The sequence below is a fragment of the Thermogutta terrifontis genome (assembly GCF_002277955.1).
In the GTDB taxonomy this organism is placed as follows: domain Bacteria; phylum Planctomycetota; class Planctomycetia; order Pirellulales; family Thermoguttaceae; genus Thermogutta; species Thermogutta terrifontis.
Window position 1 is genome coordinate 4,681,953 of the sequence record NZ_CP018477.1, and the last position, 17,968, is coordinate 4,699,920.

A 17,968-nucleotide genomic window follows, 5' to 3' on the forward strand; every position below is an offset into this window, starting at 1 on the left:
CTCTTGCACCATGGATCTTCCCCTGAGATTATTACCGGTGGAAGAACGATGGACATGCCACGGTTGCGGTATTTGCTGCCGTCACGTGATTATCCCCCTTTCTCCTGAGGAATACGCGCGGATTCGCGCCCAGGGATGGGACAAAGACCCGACGCTGGCGGGCAAGCGGTTGTTTGTTCGCACGCAGCTTTGGCCTCCCCGGTACCGATTGGCCCATCAGGAGGACGGCTATTGCGTGTTTCTCAGCCCCACCGGTCGCTGCCGCATTCATGAGCGGTTCGGAGCAGAGGCCAAGCCGCTCGTCTGTCGGATGTTTCCCTATCAGACTGTGGCCTTGGACAAGTTCGCCTACCTCACGCTGCGGCACAATTGTCCGAGTGTGATACGTCATGCAGGCCAACCACTCTCGCAACAGGAAGACCAGTGGCGACCGCTTGCGGAGCATCCCCGCTTGCGACCTCAAGCCACGGTGCCGCCTCCCATCACCCTGGGTTATCGGGGTACATGGAATCAGTTTCTGCGATCGGCAGCAGTTGTGGAACGGCTTCTCTGCAATCCTTCGTATCCCATGGTTCGTCGGCTTGTTCACGCTCTGCTTTTCGCGCAGACCCTGGACGCCTGCCGGTTAAGCCGCCTGGATCAGGAGCGTTATATTGAGCTGCTCCGCATGCTGGAGGAAAGCGTGCCGAAGGAAGCCGAGCCACTTTTCCGCGACCGCGTTCCACCCGATGCAGCCTCCCAGTTCATTTTTCGCCGAGTTCTGCTGGACTATCTTCGGTTGCATCCGGGATTTCCGCTTCAAGAATCCTGGCAGGGCCGAATTCAGTGGGCGAAAATGGCGCTTGCAATCGCCAGGGGAAAAGGGACCATCCCCGCGCTCGCGCCGCCAGAGGTCGCTCTCAAGTTCGAGGGCGAACCAGCGACGTTTTCGGGCAGCGTCTCGCTGGCAGAACTGGACCGCAGTTTGACAGGGCTGCATCGGGATGTGCTCAAGCCCCTCGATGAGTACTACGAGGCCATGGCCATCTCACGCCGATTTGCGGTCAATGGCCGACGGGGCTGGCCGTTAACGGATCGCATTCGTGCCCTGGCTGCGTCTTTCCCCGCCGCCCTTGCTGTTCTGCGCCTGGCAACCCCCGGACGACTTCCCACCGCCGATGACATGATGGCGGTGGTAATCGCCCTGGACCGCGGGGAAGGCCTGGCCTCACTCGCCAGCCGAACTTACCGGCGAAGGCTGAGAGCCCTGGGTCGCAGCGGCCAACTCATTCGGCTGGTCATCTGGTGGGCCCGATAAATTGCCTCCGGTGTCACTCCTCGCCCATCAATTGGGCACCGGAGAGAAGACCAGACACACGGGGGCACCCACGGAGACCTGCTTTCCCGTGGGGGTGGGAATTCCCGTCTCGCTGTCGATTTTAAAAATGACCACGTTGTTCGTGTCCTGGTTGGCGGCCAGCAAATACTTGCCCGTAGGATCCAGCCCGATGAAGCGAGGAGTTTTTCCCTGCGTGGAGACGTTGGCTTTGCGCTCCAGCCGTTTTCCCGCATCTGATACTGCGAACACGGCGATGGAGTCGTGACCCCGATTGGACGTGTAAACGAACCGGCCACCGGGGTGCACAGCAATCTCCGCCGCTGTATTCTGACCGGCGAAATCTGTCGGTAGAGCAGAGACATTGTCTATCAATCGGGTGGGCACCCCGTCCTCGCAGGCAAAGATGCTCACCGTTGCGGTCAGCTCGTTCAGGACATAGAGAACCTGTCCATTAGGATGAAACGCGAAATGCCGCGGTCCCGAGCCCGGTGGCACCTGCACGAACGGCGGCTTATGGGGCGTAAGCTGCCCTTGAGCGCCATCCCAATCGAAAAGCAACACCTGATCCAGCCCCAGATCCGGCACCACAACCACCTTGCCGGTTGGATTGAAGCCGATCTGATGGGCGTGAGGGCTGGTCTGCCGGGTGGGGTGAACACTCTTTCCCTCCTGCTTCAGCACACAAACAGCCGGTTCCAGTGCTCCATCCGTTGATACAGGCAGGACGGCCACACTTCCCCCGCCATAATTAGCCACCAGGACGAATCGCCCTGAGGCGTCCACACTCACGTGACAGGGGCCGGAGCCACCCGAGGGTTGCTGGTTGATCAATGTCAACCGCCCGGAGTGGGTATCCACGCTAAAAGCGCTGACGCTGCCCGTCCTCTTACCCGACATTTCCCAAAGTTCTCCCACTGCATACAGAACTGGCTTTTGGGGATGGAGGGCCAGAAAGGATGGATTCTGTGCCTCCGCGGCCAGCACGGGCTCACTGAGGGTTCCGTCCTCCGCGTTGAATCGGCTCACATAGATCCCTTTGCTGGTCCCGCGTGTGTACGTGCCGTAGAACATCCAGAACTCAGCTCCCAGAACAGGCCATCCTGTTCCGGTCAGCATACTGATGACGAGCCCCGTCAGAAATGTGACGACCAACCTGCGCATGATCACTTCTCCATAGAAAACCAAACGGAACGGGCAACGCTGCGCCTTCTAGACTAATCTGCGGAAGCCCATTTTTCATCTTTAGGACGTTTCGGGCAAGAATGCCCCCCACTCAGCGGAACAGAAGCACTGTTCTATTCCTCAGGCGTTGCGGAATGGCTGTCGTGATCAGAGGGTTTGTTCTCGTTTGATTCACCAGGAAGCGGATAGGGTTTATCGATCCCAGGAAGATTGGGGACGTCAAATTCCAGTTCGCCTAACTCTTCCAGGGGCGGCCGGGATTGGCAACCCGGCGCAACAACAAGCAAAAGGCCACCGACCAGCGCGAAAATGCAAATAACAAAGACCTTCAGACCGCGTCCCATCGTTGAATAATCTCCCCTGGTACGAGACTCTTCCTCCGCGGTACACCACTCGGGCCATCGAAGCGCTCAGGCGAAATGGATGCACCGCCCGGTTTTTCCTTGGATTCACTCTTTCATTGTTTCCTAAAATGGAGGACGGACGCAATCGACGCGTCTTCCTGAGTGCATTGTCGTATCACTTCAGCGGATGTCAGCCCATGGCCGTCGATAGGGAGGAGGTTACCCGTCAGGTACGAAAAGCCGCCGAGGATCTGGGATTCTCGCCGGTGGGAATCTGCTCCGCCGTGGAGCCACCTCATTTTTCTTTTTTCGTGGAGTGGCTGGAAAAGGGTTATCACGGGGAGATGATGTACCTGGAACGGCGACGAGAGGCGTATGCCCATCCCCGATCTGTCCTGGAAGGCGTGCGGACCATCGTGATGCTGGGTTTTCCCTATCGCACGGTGGAACCCTCGCCGGGTGCGGCCGGCAAAGGGAGGATTTCACGGTACGCATGGGGAAAAGACTACCACGACCTGATCCGTCGCAGGCTCAAAAGCCTGGGACAAACGGTGAAAGAACTCTGCCCGGGGAGCGAGGTACGGGGTGTGGTCGATACGGCTCCGCTTCTGGAGCGCGAATTTGCCCAACTTGCCGGTCTGGGGTGGATCGGCAAAAACACGCTTCTCATTAATCCCCGTTTGGGAAGCTGGCTGTTTTTGGCAGCACTTCTGACGACGGCCGACCTAGTAGCGGACAGGCCCTTTGAGGCCAACCACTGTGGGACGTGCACCGCATGTCTGCGGGCGTGTCCCACCGGGGCACTGGTTGCTCCCTATGTTCTCGATGCCCGACGATGTCTCAGCTATTTGACGATCGAGCTCCGCGGTCCAATTCCCCAGGAATGGCGATCATCGATCGGCGACTGGCTTTTTGGGTGTGACATCTGCCAGGAAGTTTGTCCCTGGAATCGACGGGCACCCGTGACCGGGGAACCTTCACTGATGCCACGATGGGGAACTCACATCGAACTGACTGAGCTTTTTCATTGGAGCGACGAGCAATTCCGTTCGGCGTTTCGGGACATGCCGTTATGGCGGGCAAAACGCCGGGGTCTGCTGCGGAACGCTGCGATCGTCCTTGGAAATCAGCGCTGCACGGAAGCGGTGCCGGCGCTGATCAGAGGGCTTGAGGATGTGGATCCTGTCGTGCGGGAAGCGTGTGGCTGGGCCCTCGTTGAGATTGGAACAGAGCATGCCCTCTCGGCCGCGAGGACGCGGATTGAAAGAGAGCCCGACGCATGGGTCCGGGATCAACTCACCAGACATTTGGAGAGAATTGTGCAAACCACAGCCCGCCACGATGGGGCGGAGGAGCCGTGCCCATTAGGTAGCGGGCCCAGCAAAATCCCGGAAAAGAGATAAAACTTTAGGGGGAATTCATGAATTGCCGGTACCGAAGTGTCGTGCGCATGATCATTAAGGCATGGCCCGGGTGGCACCGGGCCCTCCAATCGAACCGATGGAGGGCAATGGATGATCGAATGTTGATCGGCGGACCTGACAAGCAGGTCCCTCCGAAGGGTCGGAGGGGCACGCTTGTCGTGCCCGATGAATGGGAAAATGGGCGATCGAACGTGAAATGGCGGACGTGACGAGCAGGCCCCTCCGAAGAGTCGGAGGGGCACGCTTGTCGTGCCCGATGAGGAGGGATGGGTTGTCGATCGGTGTTCATCGGACCCGACAAGCGGGTCCCTCCAATATGCGGGTCCCTCCAATATGCGGACGTGACAGGCACGTCCCTCCGGAAGCGGACTCGACAACCAGTTTCTCTAGGATGAATCTCGCTCCCCCGCGAACTCCCATGGGGTTCCTCGTCCCCGACGGCAGAGGAAAAGTGGGGATGACTGAGCGTTTGGGTTACCTTGACCGCCAAAAGCAGGGGCGCCTATAACAGGGTTTTGGAGTTGTCGAAATTTCCTTCCTGGCCAATCTTTTCGGCTGGATCCCTCATTTCGGACTAAATTGCGCATGACTTCGCCCCCCATCATCAAGATTCGCGAGGCAGAGGAACCCCGTGATCTCGTGCACCGGTGTGTTCAGGCATTGGCAGAGGGGCAGATTGTGGTTATGCCGACGGAGACGATTTACGGGGTGGCAGCTTCGGTGCTCGTTCCCCATGCGGTGGAACGCCTGGCCGACATGAAGGGCCGAAAGCAGGGCCATGCCTTCACGCTGGCTCTCAAAAGCGCGGAAGAAATCTGGGATTACGTTCCGGATCTTCCAGCAGTGGCATGGCGACTGGCGCGGAGGGCCTGGCCAGGACCTCTCACACTGGTGGTGGAAAGTCGTCATCCACTGAGTGCAGCCCGACGCTTCCCTCCGCAGGTCCAGCGACTCGTCTGCCCAGAGGGAACTCTGGGGTTCCGCGTGCCGGATCATTTTTTCATCAGCGAAGTGCTGCGGCTTCTTCCCGCTCCCTTGGTGCTGACAAGTGTCAACAAGACGGGGGAGCCGCCGGCACGGTCGGCGGAGGAGGCGGCCGCAAATCTGCCGGAGGTGGATATCATTTTCGACGACGGCCCGGCGGTCCACGGGAACGCTTCCACAGTGGTCAAAATTGAGGATGGAAGTTGGACCATCCTCCGCGAGGGGGTCTTGAGCAAAACGGCCATCGCGGAAATGGCTTCGGCGGTGATCCTCTTTGTGTGTGCGGGAAACACCTGTCGCAGCCCGATGGCCCAGGCCCTTTGTCAGGCCATGCTGGCGGAAAAACTGGGCTGCTCGCCGCAACAGCTCAGAGATTTCGGGGTGGTGGTTCGCTCGGCCGGATTGGAGGCCTATGGGGGAGATGGGGCCAGTCCCCAGGCGATCGAGGTGCTTAAACAGCGCGGAATCAATTTAGAGGGGCACATGTCCCAGCAATTGACCGATTCTCTTGTTCAGGACGCTGATCGCATTTTCACAATGACGCGGGCCCTGAAAGAGGCCGTCCTTGCGCGCTGGCCGGACGCGGCCGATCGCATTGATTGTCTGGATCCCCACGGCCAGGATATCGCCGATCCTTTCGGGGGCCCCCTTCAAGCCTACGAACAGTGTGCAAAACTCATTGAAGACGCCCTGCGTGACCGCTGTGAGGAGCTTCTCCGATTAGTAGTCGTGCCTCGCTCGGGAGCGTAAAATCGAAAAAGGGGCACACGGATTCTTCAATTGTGAGAGGTCTCTGAAAAATGCGGATTGCCATCGGAAGCGACCATCGCGGTTATTCCATTCGCCCCAAAATCGTGACCTTTCTAAAGAACATTGGGCACGAGGTGATTGACATGGGGACGTTCAGCCAGTCGCCGGTCGATTATCCCGACATCGCCGAGGCGGTGGCGAAGAAAGTCGCTTCCGGGGAGGCAGACCGCGGGATCCTGTTTTGTGGCACCGGACTTGGGATGTGCATCGCGGCTAACAAAATCCCCGGAGTCCGGGCAGCGCCCTGCCATGATGATCTCACCGCCGAACTCAGCCGACGGCATAATGACGCCAATGTGCTCTGCCTGTCGGCCGATCTCCTCGGCGAGCGACTCATCACCCGTATTGTAGAAGTCTGGCTCAACACACCGTTCGAAGGAGGCCGTCACGCACGCCGGGTGGAAAAAATAGCGGAGATCGAAAAAGAACTCCTCCAGGAATGCTGCTCCAAAGCAAACCAGGCGGCAAACAATCCGTCCCACCAACAGCAGGAGGACCAAACGCTTCAGGCGTGAGAGATGATCCTTTCGGTCGGCATTCGCGCGCAAACGAGCGATTAACTTGCCCCTCTTGATCGATTTCGATTGCCCGGGTGGTAGTCAATCTGACAGAGAGAACGTGTGAGAAGAATCGCCTCCGGCGTCGAACATGTACATTGCTGGAGTGCCCCCGAAGTGGCCTTTCTCTGTCAAACCACGCTGGCCCCACAGATTATAAAGGTCGCGCTGAATGAGCAAAACCGAAGACGTCTTCAGGGCCTGGTGAGTTGATCGAAGAGCTTTGCGGAAAGTACGGCTTTTAGCAAGTCACGAATGGAAAGCCCCGTCGTTTTGCGTGTTTTTGGGCTTGAAGTGACCCGGTCTGTGAGTAGAGTCGATATTGGTGGGAGTGTATTTCGGCGGAACGTTGCCCGCGTTGAGTAGGTTCGCGAGGAAACCAGCATCGCCCTGACGGCCAGATCGGGGGCATGCAGGACGGTGGTGTTCGTTCGGGCGAAATCTCTGCAACTTGTGAGGCGACATCCAGTAACGGGAAAGAAGTGCCATGTCCAAGAGGAACGGCCGGGACCCCAACGAGATCGAGTTGCTTCTCCGCAACGCTGAATTGCGAACGGAGCTGGAACCGTATTACGACGATTCGCTCACGCGTGTGAATATTCACCAGTGGCCGTTGGCTGCTGAAAACGAGTATCTTGCATCCATGCTGGCTTGGGAAATGGCACCTGTTCTGCCGATTTATCGCTGGTTCGAGCCCGAACTGAGGCTTCCGCGTCCGGAGACCCTTGACGACCAGCGCCTCCACGAGATTCTCTGGGACACAATCCACAAACTCTACGAGAAGCGGATCGTCCTGGAATTCACCGACCATCTGTCGGATCGCGAATTGTACTGTCTTATCTACCGCGATATCCTTCCCTCGCGAGAGAAAAAACTGGACCTGGGCACCAACTACCTGCGGTGGGATTGTGCCTTCGTGGAGGGCGATCCGGAGATCTGGCTGCGCTACTATGCCACCGACGAGGAACGGGAAGCCTGGGCGGCTACGTACCGGCAACCCCTTCCTCCCAAGGAAAAGCCTCCTTATCCGCGTGATCTACCCAAAGCCCCGTTCTGATGGGGCAGCATGTCTGGGACAGCACGAAATCGCCAGATTTCGCTTTTTACCCAAATATAAGTGTCGCCCGGCTCAGCTTGCTTTTGCCGGATGATGGAGCCGAGCCTCTTTGGTGATTGCGTCACTCCACGGTGACGCTCTTCGCTAGATTTCTCGGTTTGTCCACATCACACCCGCGTGCCACGGCGATGTGATAGGCCAGGAGTTGGAGGGGTACGATGAATACGATTGGCTGGAGGAAATCATCGACAGCAGGCACTTCGATGATTTCGTCGGCCAGCGAGGATGCCTCCCGGTCGCCTTCCTCGACCACCGCGATGATCGGACCGCCCCGGGCCTTGATTTCCTGCATATTGGCCAGAACCTTTTCGTACACTGGCCCCCGCGGCAAAAGAAAGACGCTTGGGGTGTGTTCATCCACCAGGGCAATGGGCCCATGTTTCATCTCGGCGGCAGGATAGCCCTCTGCATGAATGTAACTGATTTCTTTCAATTTGAGGGCCCCTTCGAGCGCCGTGGGAAAATTGAACTGCCGTCCCAGATACAGGAAGTTACGGCATTGGTAGAAGCGGTCGGCAACCCGGCGGACCCGAGCGTCGCACTCCAGGGCCTGGGCGACTTTATCAGGCAGTTGACGGATCTTTTCGATGATGCGGATGCCAGCCTCAAAACTTAAATCGCGGAGTCTGCCGAAATACAGGGCGAGCAGCGCAAGCACAAGGCACTGTGAGGTGAAGGCCTTGGTGGAAGCAACCCCAATCTCTGGCCCGGCGTGCAGGTAAATGCCACCGTCGGCTTCCTGGGCGATGGTGCTCCCCACCACGTTGCAAATGGCCAAAGTGGGATGGCCCTTCCGCTTCATTTCCCGCAGGGCGGCCAGGGTGTCGGCCGTTTCACCACTTTGCGTGATGGCAAACAGAAGCGTGTTATTCGAAAGCGGGGGATTGCGGTATCGCAATTCGCTGGCGTATTCCACTTCGACGGGGATTCGGGCAAGGGCCTCAATCTGATACTCGCCCACCAGTCCCGCATGCCAACTCGTCCCGCAACCCGTGAGGATGATCCTTTCTACCTGCCGGAGTTGCTGGGGCGACAGGTTGAGTCCTCCGAACTTGGCCGAAGCAACGTCCAGGTCCAACCGACCCCGCATGGTATTGCGGAGGGAATCGGGCTGTTCGAAGATTTCCTTGAGCATGAAGTGGGGATAGCCGCCGGTGTCAATATCACCCGCCGAAAGCTGAAGTTTGTGCAGGCTCGGCTCAACACGGCCCTGATCCCGGTGGAAGATGCGGATGGTTTCGGCCGTGACGATCGCAGTCTCATGGTCGCGAAGGTAGGCCACGCTTTCCGTAAATCCCGCGAGGGCCGAGGCATCACTGGCGAGAAAATTGGCGCCTTCGCCCACCCCCAGAATCAACGGACTGCCCAGTCGCGCGGCAACGATGACACCGGGGTAGTCACGGAACATCACGGCCAGTCCCCACGTGCCGCGAAGTTGCGACAGCGCTGCCTGGACCACACCCAGGAGTGGTTGGTACTGGCGACGAACTACTTCTTCCCGGGAGAATTGCGCGTCTCGTAGAAGGTCCGCGATCAAATGGGCAATCGCTTCGGTGTCCGTTTCGGAGCGAAAATGATACCCGGCCGACTCCAGCCGGTTGCGAAGGCTCTCGTAGTTTTCGATGACGCCGTTATGGACGAGAACGACTTCGCCGTCGCCACCCAGATGGGGATGGGCGTTCACGTCGGTGGCTCCCCCGTGCGTGGCCCAGCGTGTGTGGCCTATGCCCATGTCCCCCTGAGGGCGATAGGTTTCCACCAGCTTCTGAAGACGCGAGATGCGCCCGGCGGCTTTCACCACGGCTATGCTCGCAGGAGCCGCGGTGCTGGCCAGGGCCAACCCTGCGCTATCGTAGCCCCGATATTCCAAACGCCGAAGTCCGTTGAGCAAAAAATCCGCTGCACTGGGCAAGCCCACACAACCGACAATTCCGCACATCGGCGTTACTCCTCTCTGGAAAAGCGTTCTTTTCCGCGAGTTGCCTGCAAACCGGTTTTGGATTGCACTTTCCCTGCTTTGCGCGTCCGCTCTCGGAAGAAATCAAGAGTAGATATCAAAAATGAGGCTGTCTGTCACGGGCAAATTATACCGGCGAATATTGGCATTGGCCCTGTCGCCCCAGGTCGGGCTTTCTTCGACGACAAAAATGTTTCCCTTTCATCGATAAAGGGGAGCATTTTCCATTTTTGGTTGAGCAAACCTCGTGCCGCTCTGCAAATCCAAATAAACTCGCTTATTTTTCCAAGTGCCGCGACGCTGAGCATCGTGCCACCGCACACCGTCCTACGGACCGGGTGGCGCCGGGGCCGCCGTTTCCTGCCACTCCTCGGCCTCTTCTGCCTCTCGAAGGGCTTCCTCCCAATCTTCTCGAGCGAAGAAAAAGAAGTAACTCACGCCGATCGTCGCGAGCATCAGCGAAAACACCCGGTAAACCAGCAGCGTCACGAGGCCCTGTCCCGGTAAAATGTGTGTTCCGTCGGCCAGCGGCATCAGCACGAAAAGTCGATCCAGAACAAACTCCGCGGGGCCGATGGAAACGGGAATCATCTGCATGACACCCGATAGAGGACAGAAGACAAAGTGCCTCGCCAGCGGCTGGACGCGATCAAAAAGGGCCAGCCCGATCAGATAGATGGACACAGCAAACAACAGATGAACAGGAAAAGTCATGATGACGGAGGTGATCAGCATCCACGGATGATGTCGATAGGCACGAAACGCCGTCACGAATTTGGCCAGCAGTTTACCCGCAACGGGCAGCCGTTCCAACAACAGGATCAGATTTCCTCCCGTCACGTCTGGTGCCCAGCAGGCGATGAGCACCAACGTCACTCCCGCGGTCACAATCAGGACGACGCGACAGACACTCTGCAAGAGCGGAGGGGAGCTGGAAATCACCCCAGTCAGGAGAATGGCCCCGCTCGCCACAACAAAGAGGGCATACAGTCCCAGAACACGGTCGACAAACACGGAGGCAACGGTTTCCGGCCGGTGGTCGGGAAACCGCCGGGCCGCAAGAATCGCTTTGGCGAGGTCACCGCCCACCAGCCCCATCGGCGCCAGATTGAAGAGAAACCCAATAAAGCTGAAGCGAAATGACTCCATCAATCGAAGCGGGACGTCAACTGTCCGCACCAGAACCCACCAGCGGAAAAACGTGATAAGCACACCGCTGGTCGCCGTAGCAAATGCCAAAACGAGATAGTACCAATATTGACCTGCGTGGTGGACGAGTTGCCAGAACTTTTCTGGATTAAAGCCGTGCTCGTCAGAAAAAATGCCCTCCCCGCGACGCACGCTATCCCAGACCAGATACCCAATGATCGCCGCCGACAGCCCCACTTTGAGGAGCTGGATGGCCCATTGCTTGACCGTTTTCTTTTTCCCCATGAGAGGGTCCCCATCCATTCCGGTCGGCGAAAAGCATCACAGCGGCCGATAGGTGCGCTCGATCATCTCCCGCCGAACCCGCTCCAGATCTGCGTCCACCATCATGCGGACCAGTTCGGGGAAGGTCACTTTAGGTTTCCAGCCCAGGACGGTGCGGGCTTTGGTGGCGTCACCCCGGAGGGTGAAGACCTCGGCCGGTCGGATGAGTCGGGGATCTATCTCCACGTAGCGCTTCCAGTCCAGTCCCACATAATCGAATGCTAACTCGACCAGCTCCCGCACGGAATGCTTTTCGCCGGTGGCCACCACATAATCATCGGGCTGAGGCTGTTGCAGCATCAGCCACATGGCTTCCACGTAGTCCCCCGCAAAGCCCCAATCCCGCATCGCATCGAGATTGCCGAGATAGAGCTTTTCCTGAAGCCCGAGCTTGATGCGGGCAACGGCGTCGGTCACCTTTCGGGTAACGAATTCCTTGCCGCGGCGCGGAGATTCATGATTGAAGAGGATTCCCGAGCAAGCGAAGATGCCGAAACTTTCCCGGTAATTGACGGTGATCCAGTGCCCATAGACCTTGGCCACGCCATACGGGCTTCGCGGATAGAAGGGCGTGTTCTCATTCTGCGGTTCTTCCCGGACGGCCCCAAACATTTCGCTGGAACTGGCCTGGTAAAACCGGATCGTCCGATCCACGTGGCGGATGGCTTCCAGCATCCGCGTCACGCCCAGGGCCGTGAACTCACCCGTCAGGAGAGGCTGTTCCCAACTCGTGGGCACAAAGCTCATCGCGGCGAGATTGTACACCTCGTGCGGACGAACCTCCGCAAGCAACCGCACCAGGGAGAGCTGGTCGAGCAGGTCTGCCTGATGGAGATGGATGCGATCACGAATATGCTGAATACGTTCAAAGCCTTCCGTGCTGGACCGACGCACCATTCCGTGGACCTCGTATCCTTTTTGCAGGAGGAACTCCGCCAGATAAGACCCATCCTGCCCCGTGATCCCGGTGATCAACGCGCGTTTCGTCATGGCGATCCCTTTCCGCGAGACAACAGATTCCCTCGCACGGCAGTCAGTGCTTTCGCGTTCCGCTGGCTTTCCTTCACCTAGGCCGCTGGTTTGCGATTCGCGTCGCTTGCGCCATTTGATTGCATCCGGACGGCCTACTTTGAATTGCCAGCCAAATCGGTGATAATAACGTTTTTCCCCCGCAAAAGTTCGGCCGGCTGGATAAAAGCCTTCTCACCGCGAAGGCCCCAGTTGCTTAGGCGTCCAAATAGCTACTATACCCATGAATTTCAGCAGGGAGTGAGGGACACATGTTTCGCAATTTTAATGCCAATGTTTTGGGGACTTTTTTGCAACAGAGCGAGATTATCGAACTGGCCCTGAGCTTTGGCTTTAAGAGTATCGACATCGACATTGCGGAGTTCAGTGCCCTGGCTCGGCTCAAAGGGCTCGAATATGCGCGCCGTCTTATTGATAGCGCACAGATTCCGATCGGCAGCTTTGAACTCCCTGGCAATCTTCAGGCCAGCGATGAAGAGTTTCAGAAGTTCATCGAACGGCTCCCCGAATATTGCCAGAATGCAACGGTGCTGGGGTGCACGCGGTCCTTCGTCACGCTGGCCCCCTTCAGCGAGACGCGACCTCTCCATGAGAATTTCGAACTGCACCGTCAGCGGTTGAGCACCGTCTGCGGCATTCTCAAGCAGCATGGCATTCGCCTGGCCCTTGGATTTAAGGCGGTCTACGAACAGCCGCGGGAAGCGGTCTTTCAATTTATTCGCAAGCTCGACGAGCTACTGCCGCTCGTCCAGGCGGTGAAAGCGGAGAATCTCGGTTTGCTGGTGAACGTGTGGGACATCTTCGTCGCCCATGGAAATCTCGATATCCTGTTCCAGCAACCCAAGGAGCTTATCACTGTCGTCCATCTTGCCGATGTTCCCCAGGACGCCGCCATCGATCAGGTCAAGGATTGGCAAAGAGCCATGGCTCGGCCGGGCGGACGCATCGACTGCGTTGCCGTGCTGAAGTGGCTCCGCAGCATTGGCTATGACGGTCCCGTGACCCCCATGCCGACCCGCCGGATGCTGGGCACGGGTCGGGCAGATCTGTTGGCTCGCGAAATCGGCCTGGCCACTTTGGAATTGTGGCACGCGGCAGGGTTGCCTCTGGAAACGCGCTACGCCAATCTCCTCAAAACCGCCGGTCGATTGGCCACCGTCTGAGATATAGCGCCGGGAGGTCCCGGATCGCTGCCAGCGGTTTCGCGCACCATTTGCCGCTCGATACGGCCTCACGCAATGATTATGTTGAAAAGTCGCGCGTAGGTCGTGTCAATGGATAAACCACCAGCGGCAGGGGTGATTCGGTTATCCACGATCACTGTGCTCCAAACTTCGCCGAGAAGGATTTCTGCGAACTTGCCTGGCGATTTTTGGGAATTGTTTCTCAGGGTGTTGCCCAGGATGTAATTGTCGCGCCCGCCGTTAACTTGGATTCCCCCGCGCTGATTGTTGTAGATGAGATTTCCCTGGACCACGTTGAACCGGTCGGCATACTCGCCGCCGAGGCCCAACCCGCCGACACCGCGGTCGTTGCCGTACAGCTCGTTGTTAACGGCCCAGACCCCGAAGTTGTTGAAACAGTAGTGGAACCCATTGCCCTGGTTGTATCGGCTGATATTGTTGATCCACAGGCCCCCGATGGTCAAATCGCCGGCGGGATGGAGCCCGTGGCCGACGTTGTATTCGGTGATATTGTTTTCCACTCGAATGTCGCGTCCGCCGTTGGCCATGATGCCTTCGCCCCAACCCGTGCTGGCCATGCCGTACCCGGCGCCCCGCACGAGATTTCCGCGAACAATCGCATCGGTTTCCCAACCCAAAGCAATGCCGATATTTCGGGCCTCAATGACCGTCGAATTTTCCACGAGGTTGTCTCGCCCGTATTTCAAAAGGATACCGGTCGTGGGTGAGCGGGTGACGGTCACATTCCGGACTACGGAGTTCACAGCATAAGTGAGATCCACCATACCCCGCGGTATCGCCCGCCATCGTGTGTACTTGGTATTGAGATTCCCATTAACGGTCAAATTCTCGATGACCGCATTGCTGACCGGTTGTGCTGGACTCCCTTCCGCCCTGACCAGGGGAATCAAATTGGTCACTTCTGCCGAGTCCTCCGGTCGGAAGACCCCGTATTGGATAGGCCTGTCCAGAACGAGGATTCCCGGCTCGATGGCGATGATGGTGTAGAGCTGGCCATCCGGTTCTGCCCGCGAAACCAGGGCGATCTCGTCTCCCACCTGAAAACCACTCGTGCTGGTCACACTCAAACGTTGATCCCCGGCCTGCGCCGTGGCAGCGAGCAGGGCAAACGTTTGCGTCTTGCGAACGAGCGTCGTGCCGGCGTCACTTCCGCGGAGGGTTACATTGGAACGCAGGACCAGACTCTGCCGCAGGGTGAATGTACCGGCAGGCAGAATGACGGTGCCGCCCTCCTTGGGCAGTGCATCGATAGCCCGCTGGAAACCCAATGTGGGGCTGGTGGGGTCGTAGTAATCGGCCGCGTTGATGACCGTCGTGGGGCCATCGCGTTTGATGGTTGCTCTTGGGGCACTTCCCAGCACCAGGTCATCTTTGTCAAGGTAATAGGTCTCCTGGAGAAAGCGCGTCGCTCGAACAAAGGTGGGCGTCTCGGCAAACAGAATGTCGGAGAGCGTAGGGGTGATGGTAAGCTGATCCTGGCCGCTGGAGCTGTACATCTCCAGGCGGTCGTTCCCCCCACTGCCGCCCGTTGCCCGAACGACCGAAAAAGTCTCCACCCGGTTGGAATACCCGGGGCCTTCCAGCCGGATGTAATAGGGGCGGACGGTGAGGAGGTCATCGCCTCGGGAATCGTACAACCATGCGACATCAGATCCGCCGTTCCGCGAGTAGGCGTATACCCCATCGAAAAACTTGACCCGCGTGAAATAGGGACCGGTGGTCATGCTCGAGAAATCTGGTCGCCCCACAAATGTGTCGTCGCCCGGGGAATCATAAAAGTAGGCTGTGTCGAAGCCGCCATTCCGGGCATACACGTGGGTGTAGGCAAAGCCCTGAATTCGCAGGGTGTGATTGAGGTTGAAGACGGCCACGTCACCGGGAAAACTGAAGACAAAATCGTCCGAGGACGAGTCGTTAACCTCTGCCACATCGACGCCCCCACAGGATCGCACGATCGTGGTCCAGAATCCTTTCGCCCGGACGGACACGCCCTTCGTCTGCAACGTCACATCCCCCAGTTGGCCGCCCAAAGTGTCTGTCCCGGAACTGCCGTTTAATAACGCCGTGTCTTCCCCAGTTGTGGCAACGAATGTAACCCTGGAAAAGAATTTGGCGCGGTTATAAAACGTGTCTCCCCGCAGAATCGCAATGTCTCCCTGGTAGGTGGCCTGGTCCGCGCCCGGGGAATCGTAAAAGGTGACCGAATCGACGCCGCCGTTGCGGGCATAAGCGTGGATGATGGACGGTCCGGTGACTGACGCACGGAATTGAGGAGAATCGAAGGTGGCGGCATTCGGTGTGAAGGTGACCTGGTCGTTACCCGGAGAATCGATAATTTCGGCAACCGCGGACGAACTTGCTCGGACCGCAAGCTCCGCGACCTGCGTGACGGTGATGATGCGTCCCGCGCTGAGGACCCGCGTGAGAGCCGGCGAGATCGATATATTCTCGTTGGCGGCCATCGTTTCAAGGAAGACGCTATCTCCCCCGTTCCCGCCGACGATTGTGAGCGTGGTCCATCCCCCGGGAAGGGTGTAATCAATCTGATTCACGGTGATCGAGCCGTTGCCCCCACCCCGATAAACCAAAGTGTCCGCTCCGGCCGTTCCGCGAATCGTGACGGTTGTCCCGCTCATCTGCACGAGAGCGGCCAGCCAAAGTGTCTCCCCAGTTTGCACATCCGGAAGATAGACAAAAACGGTCTGTCCGGCCACGACCGGCAAATCGATCCTGCCCGTCCCCTGAGCGGTGAGAAGAAGGCTTTGAGCGGCCTGCGCGTAGATAGCAACCGTGGCTGCTGATTGCTGACTCGGGGTCTGAAGCCCACGAATAACCGTCAACGTGCCCGTATTCTTGGCGGTCAACCGATACCACATTCCCGGTGTTTGCGCAGCCGGTGTCACCTGACAGAAGTCCACGCTTCCCAGATCAGTGACAGCGGCGGGCAACGACGTCGTGGCAGGAACCACGCTCAGCAAATCGCGGTGTTCCAACGGCTCAAATACAAGGCGACGTGCCCGCTTGGAAAAGCGGTTATTCTTCATAGCGGGTTCTCGTCACAAGCTGCAACTCAAAGGTGCTTCATCAACAGAAGGACGAGCGTGCCTCTTTCACGGGTGAAGAGCTAACATCTCCGAGGCTCGGGAAACAGTGTTTCAGGTATTGAACGAAGAGGCGGACCGATCGCGTCCTTATGTTAAGTCTAGAGTAAAGAGTAATTGGTCGGGCTCGGCAATCAACCGTAATCCGTCCCGACGGGCTGACAGTGTGCTGCGTCGCAACCGATTGACGGGAATGTGACGAGAATATCGCTTGCCAAGGACGGCCCGGCGTCGCGCCAACCTATTCACGCATCGCAATACCAGAATTTGCCCCTTGCCTTAGGTCACTAGTGCCGTAGTATTTAGCACAAATAGCACAGGCATAAGTTTGCAAAGCATGCCGGTAAAAGAAGTGTCTTTTCACGATCGACGAGGAGCACTTCGATTGGTGCTCAGGTTTGCGACACAGGTTAATTGACCAAAGGAGTTGACACGATGGCGTACGAATTACCCCCTCTCCCTTACCCGTACGACGCGCTCGAACCGTACATCGACGCGCAAACGATGGAGTTGCACCACACGAAACACCATCAGGCGTACATCAACAACGTGAACAAGGCCATTGCCGGCACAGAATGGGAAAAGCTTCCCGTCGAGCAGCTTGTGGCTGCCATCCATCGCGTGCCGGAACAGATTCGCACGGTGGTGCGCAACCACGGTGGTGGCCACGCCAATCACTCGTTGTTCTGGACGATCATGGGTCCCAAGGCGGGCGGTCAGCCCAAGGGCAAACTGGCCGAGGCCATCGACAGGGAACTTGGCGGTTTTGAAAAGTTCCGTCAGGCCTTCACGGCAGCGGCGATGGGACGCTTCGGCAGCGGCTGGGCGTGGCTTTCCGTCGATCCCAACAAGCGGCTTGTTATCGAAGACACCCCCAACCAGAACAGCCCGCTCATGCACGGAAATATCCCCATACTCGGCATCGACGTCTGGGAACACGCTTATTATCTCAAGTACCAGTATCGCCGGGCTGATTACGTGGAGGCGTTTTATAACGTCATCAACTGGGCCGAAGTCCTCCGGCGGTACGAAGACGCGCTGGCCCAACCCGCTCCCGAATCGGCCAAGTATCCCCTCAAGACGGAATCCTGAGAGCTGCCGCTGCTCGGGTGGGTGGGCTACCAGCGCCCGGGCGGGTCCCGCAAGAAACCCCACGGTTCGCACGGCGAGGCACACTGTTTGCCTCGCTCTTTTATGCGCCCGGCGAGCGTGGGAGGGACGCTTTCCACGGGGTCCGTTAACCTTCGGAGGGGCACGCTTGTCGTGCCCGGTGAATGGGAAAATGGATAATCAGACGTGAAATGGCGGACGTCACAAGCACGTCCCTCCGGAAGAGGTAGCTCCGAATCGGAGGGGCACGCTTGTCGTGCCCGGTGAGAAGGGATGGGTCATCAATCGATGCTCATCGGACCCGACAAGCGGGTCCCTCCAATATGCAGACCCGACAAACAGGTCCCTCCGAATATG

Annotated in this window: 13 protein-coding genes; 7 read left to right on the forward strand and 6 right to left on the reverse strand. The window is 58.1% G+C overall.

All coding sequences use genetic code 11. The features are described from left to right. Nucleotides 1-10: 10 nt before the first annotated feature. Nucleotides 11-1,297, forward strand: coding sequence for a YkgJ family cysteine cluster protein (locus THTE_RS17330; protein WP_095416625.1), 1,287 nt, complete (start codon nt 11-13; stop codon nt 1,295-1,297). Between the two features lie 27 nt (nt 1,298-1,324). Here THTE_RS17330 and THTE_RS17335 read toward each other — a convergent pair whose 3' ends face one another. Together THTE_RS17335 and THTE_RS17340 are read right to left on the reverse strand one after the other, a co-directional pair. Then, entirely contained in the window at nt 1,325-2,479 is a 1,155-nt protein-coding gene (locus THTE_RS17335; RefSeq protein ID WP_095416626.1) for a lactonase family protein, read from the reverse strand. A gap of 134 nt (nt 2,480-2,613) precedes the next feature. Beyond that, nucleotides 2,614-2,844: a hypothetical protein gene (locus THTE_RS17340; RefSeq protein ID WP_095416627.1), complete on the reverse strand. Its 231-nt coding sequence runs from the start codon at nt 2,842-2,844 to the stop codon at nt 2,614-2,616. Between the two features lie 197 nt (nt 2,845-3,041). On the opposite strand from THTE_RS17340, the gene queG reads away from it, so the two are divergent. From queG to THTE_RS17360, 4 genes are all read left to right on the forward strand, one after another. Next, nucleotides 3,042-4,247, forward strand: a complete 1,206-nt coding sequence (queG, locus tag THTE_RS17345; protein WP_095416943.1) for a tRNA epoxyqueuosine(34) reductase QueG — start codon at nt 3,042-3,044, stop codon at nt 4,245-4,247. 606 nt (nt 4,248-4,853) lie between these two features. After that, nucleotides 4,854-6,002 (forward strand): L-threonylcarbamoyladenylate synthase, encoded by a 1,149-nt coding sequence (locus tag THTE_RS17350; protein WP_095416628.1) that lies wholly within the window; start codon nt 4,854-4,856, stop codon nt 6,000-6,002. 50 nt (nt 6,003-6,052) lie between these two features. After that, entirely contained in the window at nt 6,053-6,577 is a 525-nt protein-coding gene (rpiB, locus tag THTE_RS17355; protein ID WP_095416629.1) for a ribose 5-phosphate isomerase B, read from the forward strand. 529 nt (nt 6,578-7,106) lie between these two features. After that, nucleotides 7,107-7,676 carry a hypothetical protein gene (locus tag THTE_RS17360; RefSeq protein WP_095416630.1) on the forward strand — a complete coding sequence of 190 codons (570 nt, stop codon included), beginning with the start codon at nt 7,107-7,109 and terminating at the stop codon, nt 7,674-7,676. Between the two features lie 121 nt (nt 7,677-7,797). Here the strand turns inward: THTE_RS17360 and glmS are convergent, their stop codons facing one another. The 3 genes from glmS to gmd form a co-directional block, all read right to left on the reverse strand. After that, complete coding sequence (glmS, locus tag THTE_RS17365) at nt 7,798-9,675, reverse strand: glutamine--fructose-6-phosphate transaminase (isomerizing) (protein WP_095416631.1); 1,878 nt, start codon at nt 9,673-9,675, stop codon at nt 7,798-7,800. 345 nt (nt 9,676-10,020) lie between these two features. Next, nucleotides 10,021-11,127 (reverse strand): lysylphosphatidylglycerol synthase transmembrane domain-containing protein, encoded by a 1,107-nt coding sequence (locus THTE_RS17370; RefSeq protein WP_157732213.1) that lies wholly within the window; start codon nt 11,125-11,127, stop codon nt 10,021-10,023. A gap of 36 nt (nt 11,128-11,163) precedes the next feature. Beyond that, nucleotides 11,164-12,156, reverse strand: coding sequence for a GDP-mannose 4,6-dehydratase (gmd, locus tag THTE_RS17375; RefSeq protein WP_095416633.1), 993 nt, complete (start codon nt 12,154-12,156; stop codon nt 11,164-11,166). A gap of 290 nt (nt 12,157-12,446) precedes the next feature. On the opposite strand from gmd, the gene THTE_RS17380 reads away from it, so the two are divergent. Beyond that, complete coding sequence (locus THTE_RS17380) at nt 12,447-13,358, forward strand: sugar phosphate isomerase/epimerase family protein (RefSeq protein ID WP_095416634.1); 912 nt, start codon at nt 12,447-12,449, stop codon at nt 13,356-13,358. A gap of 68 nt (nt 13,359-13,426) precedes the next feature. Here THTE_RS17380 and THTE_RS17385 read toward each other — a convergent pair whose 3' ends face one another. Continuing rightward, the gene (locus THTE_RS17385; RefSeq protein WP_095416635.1) at nt 13,427-16,444 is read right to left on the reverse strand and encodes a right-handed parallel beta-helix repeat-containing protein; all 3,018 of its coding nucleotides are present in this window, start codon (nt 16,442-16,444) and stop codon (nt 13,427-13,429) included. Between the two features lie 492 nt (nt 16,445-16,936). Between THTE_RS17385 and THTE_RS17390 the strand changes: the two genes are divergently transcribed. After that, the gene (locus THTE_RS17390; RefSeq protein WP_095416636.1) at nt 16,937-17,593 is read left to right on the forward strand and encodes a superoxide dismutase; all 657 of its coding nucleotides are present in this window, start codon (nt 16,937-16,939) and stop codon (nt 17,591-17,593) included. Nucleotides 17,594-17,968: the final 375 nt, after the last annotated feature.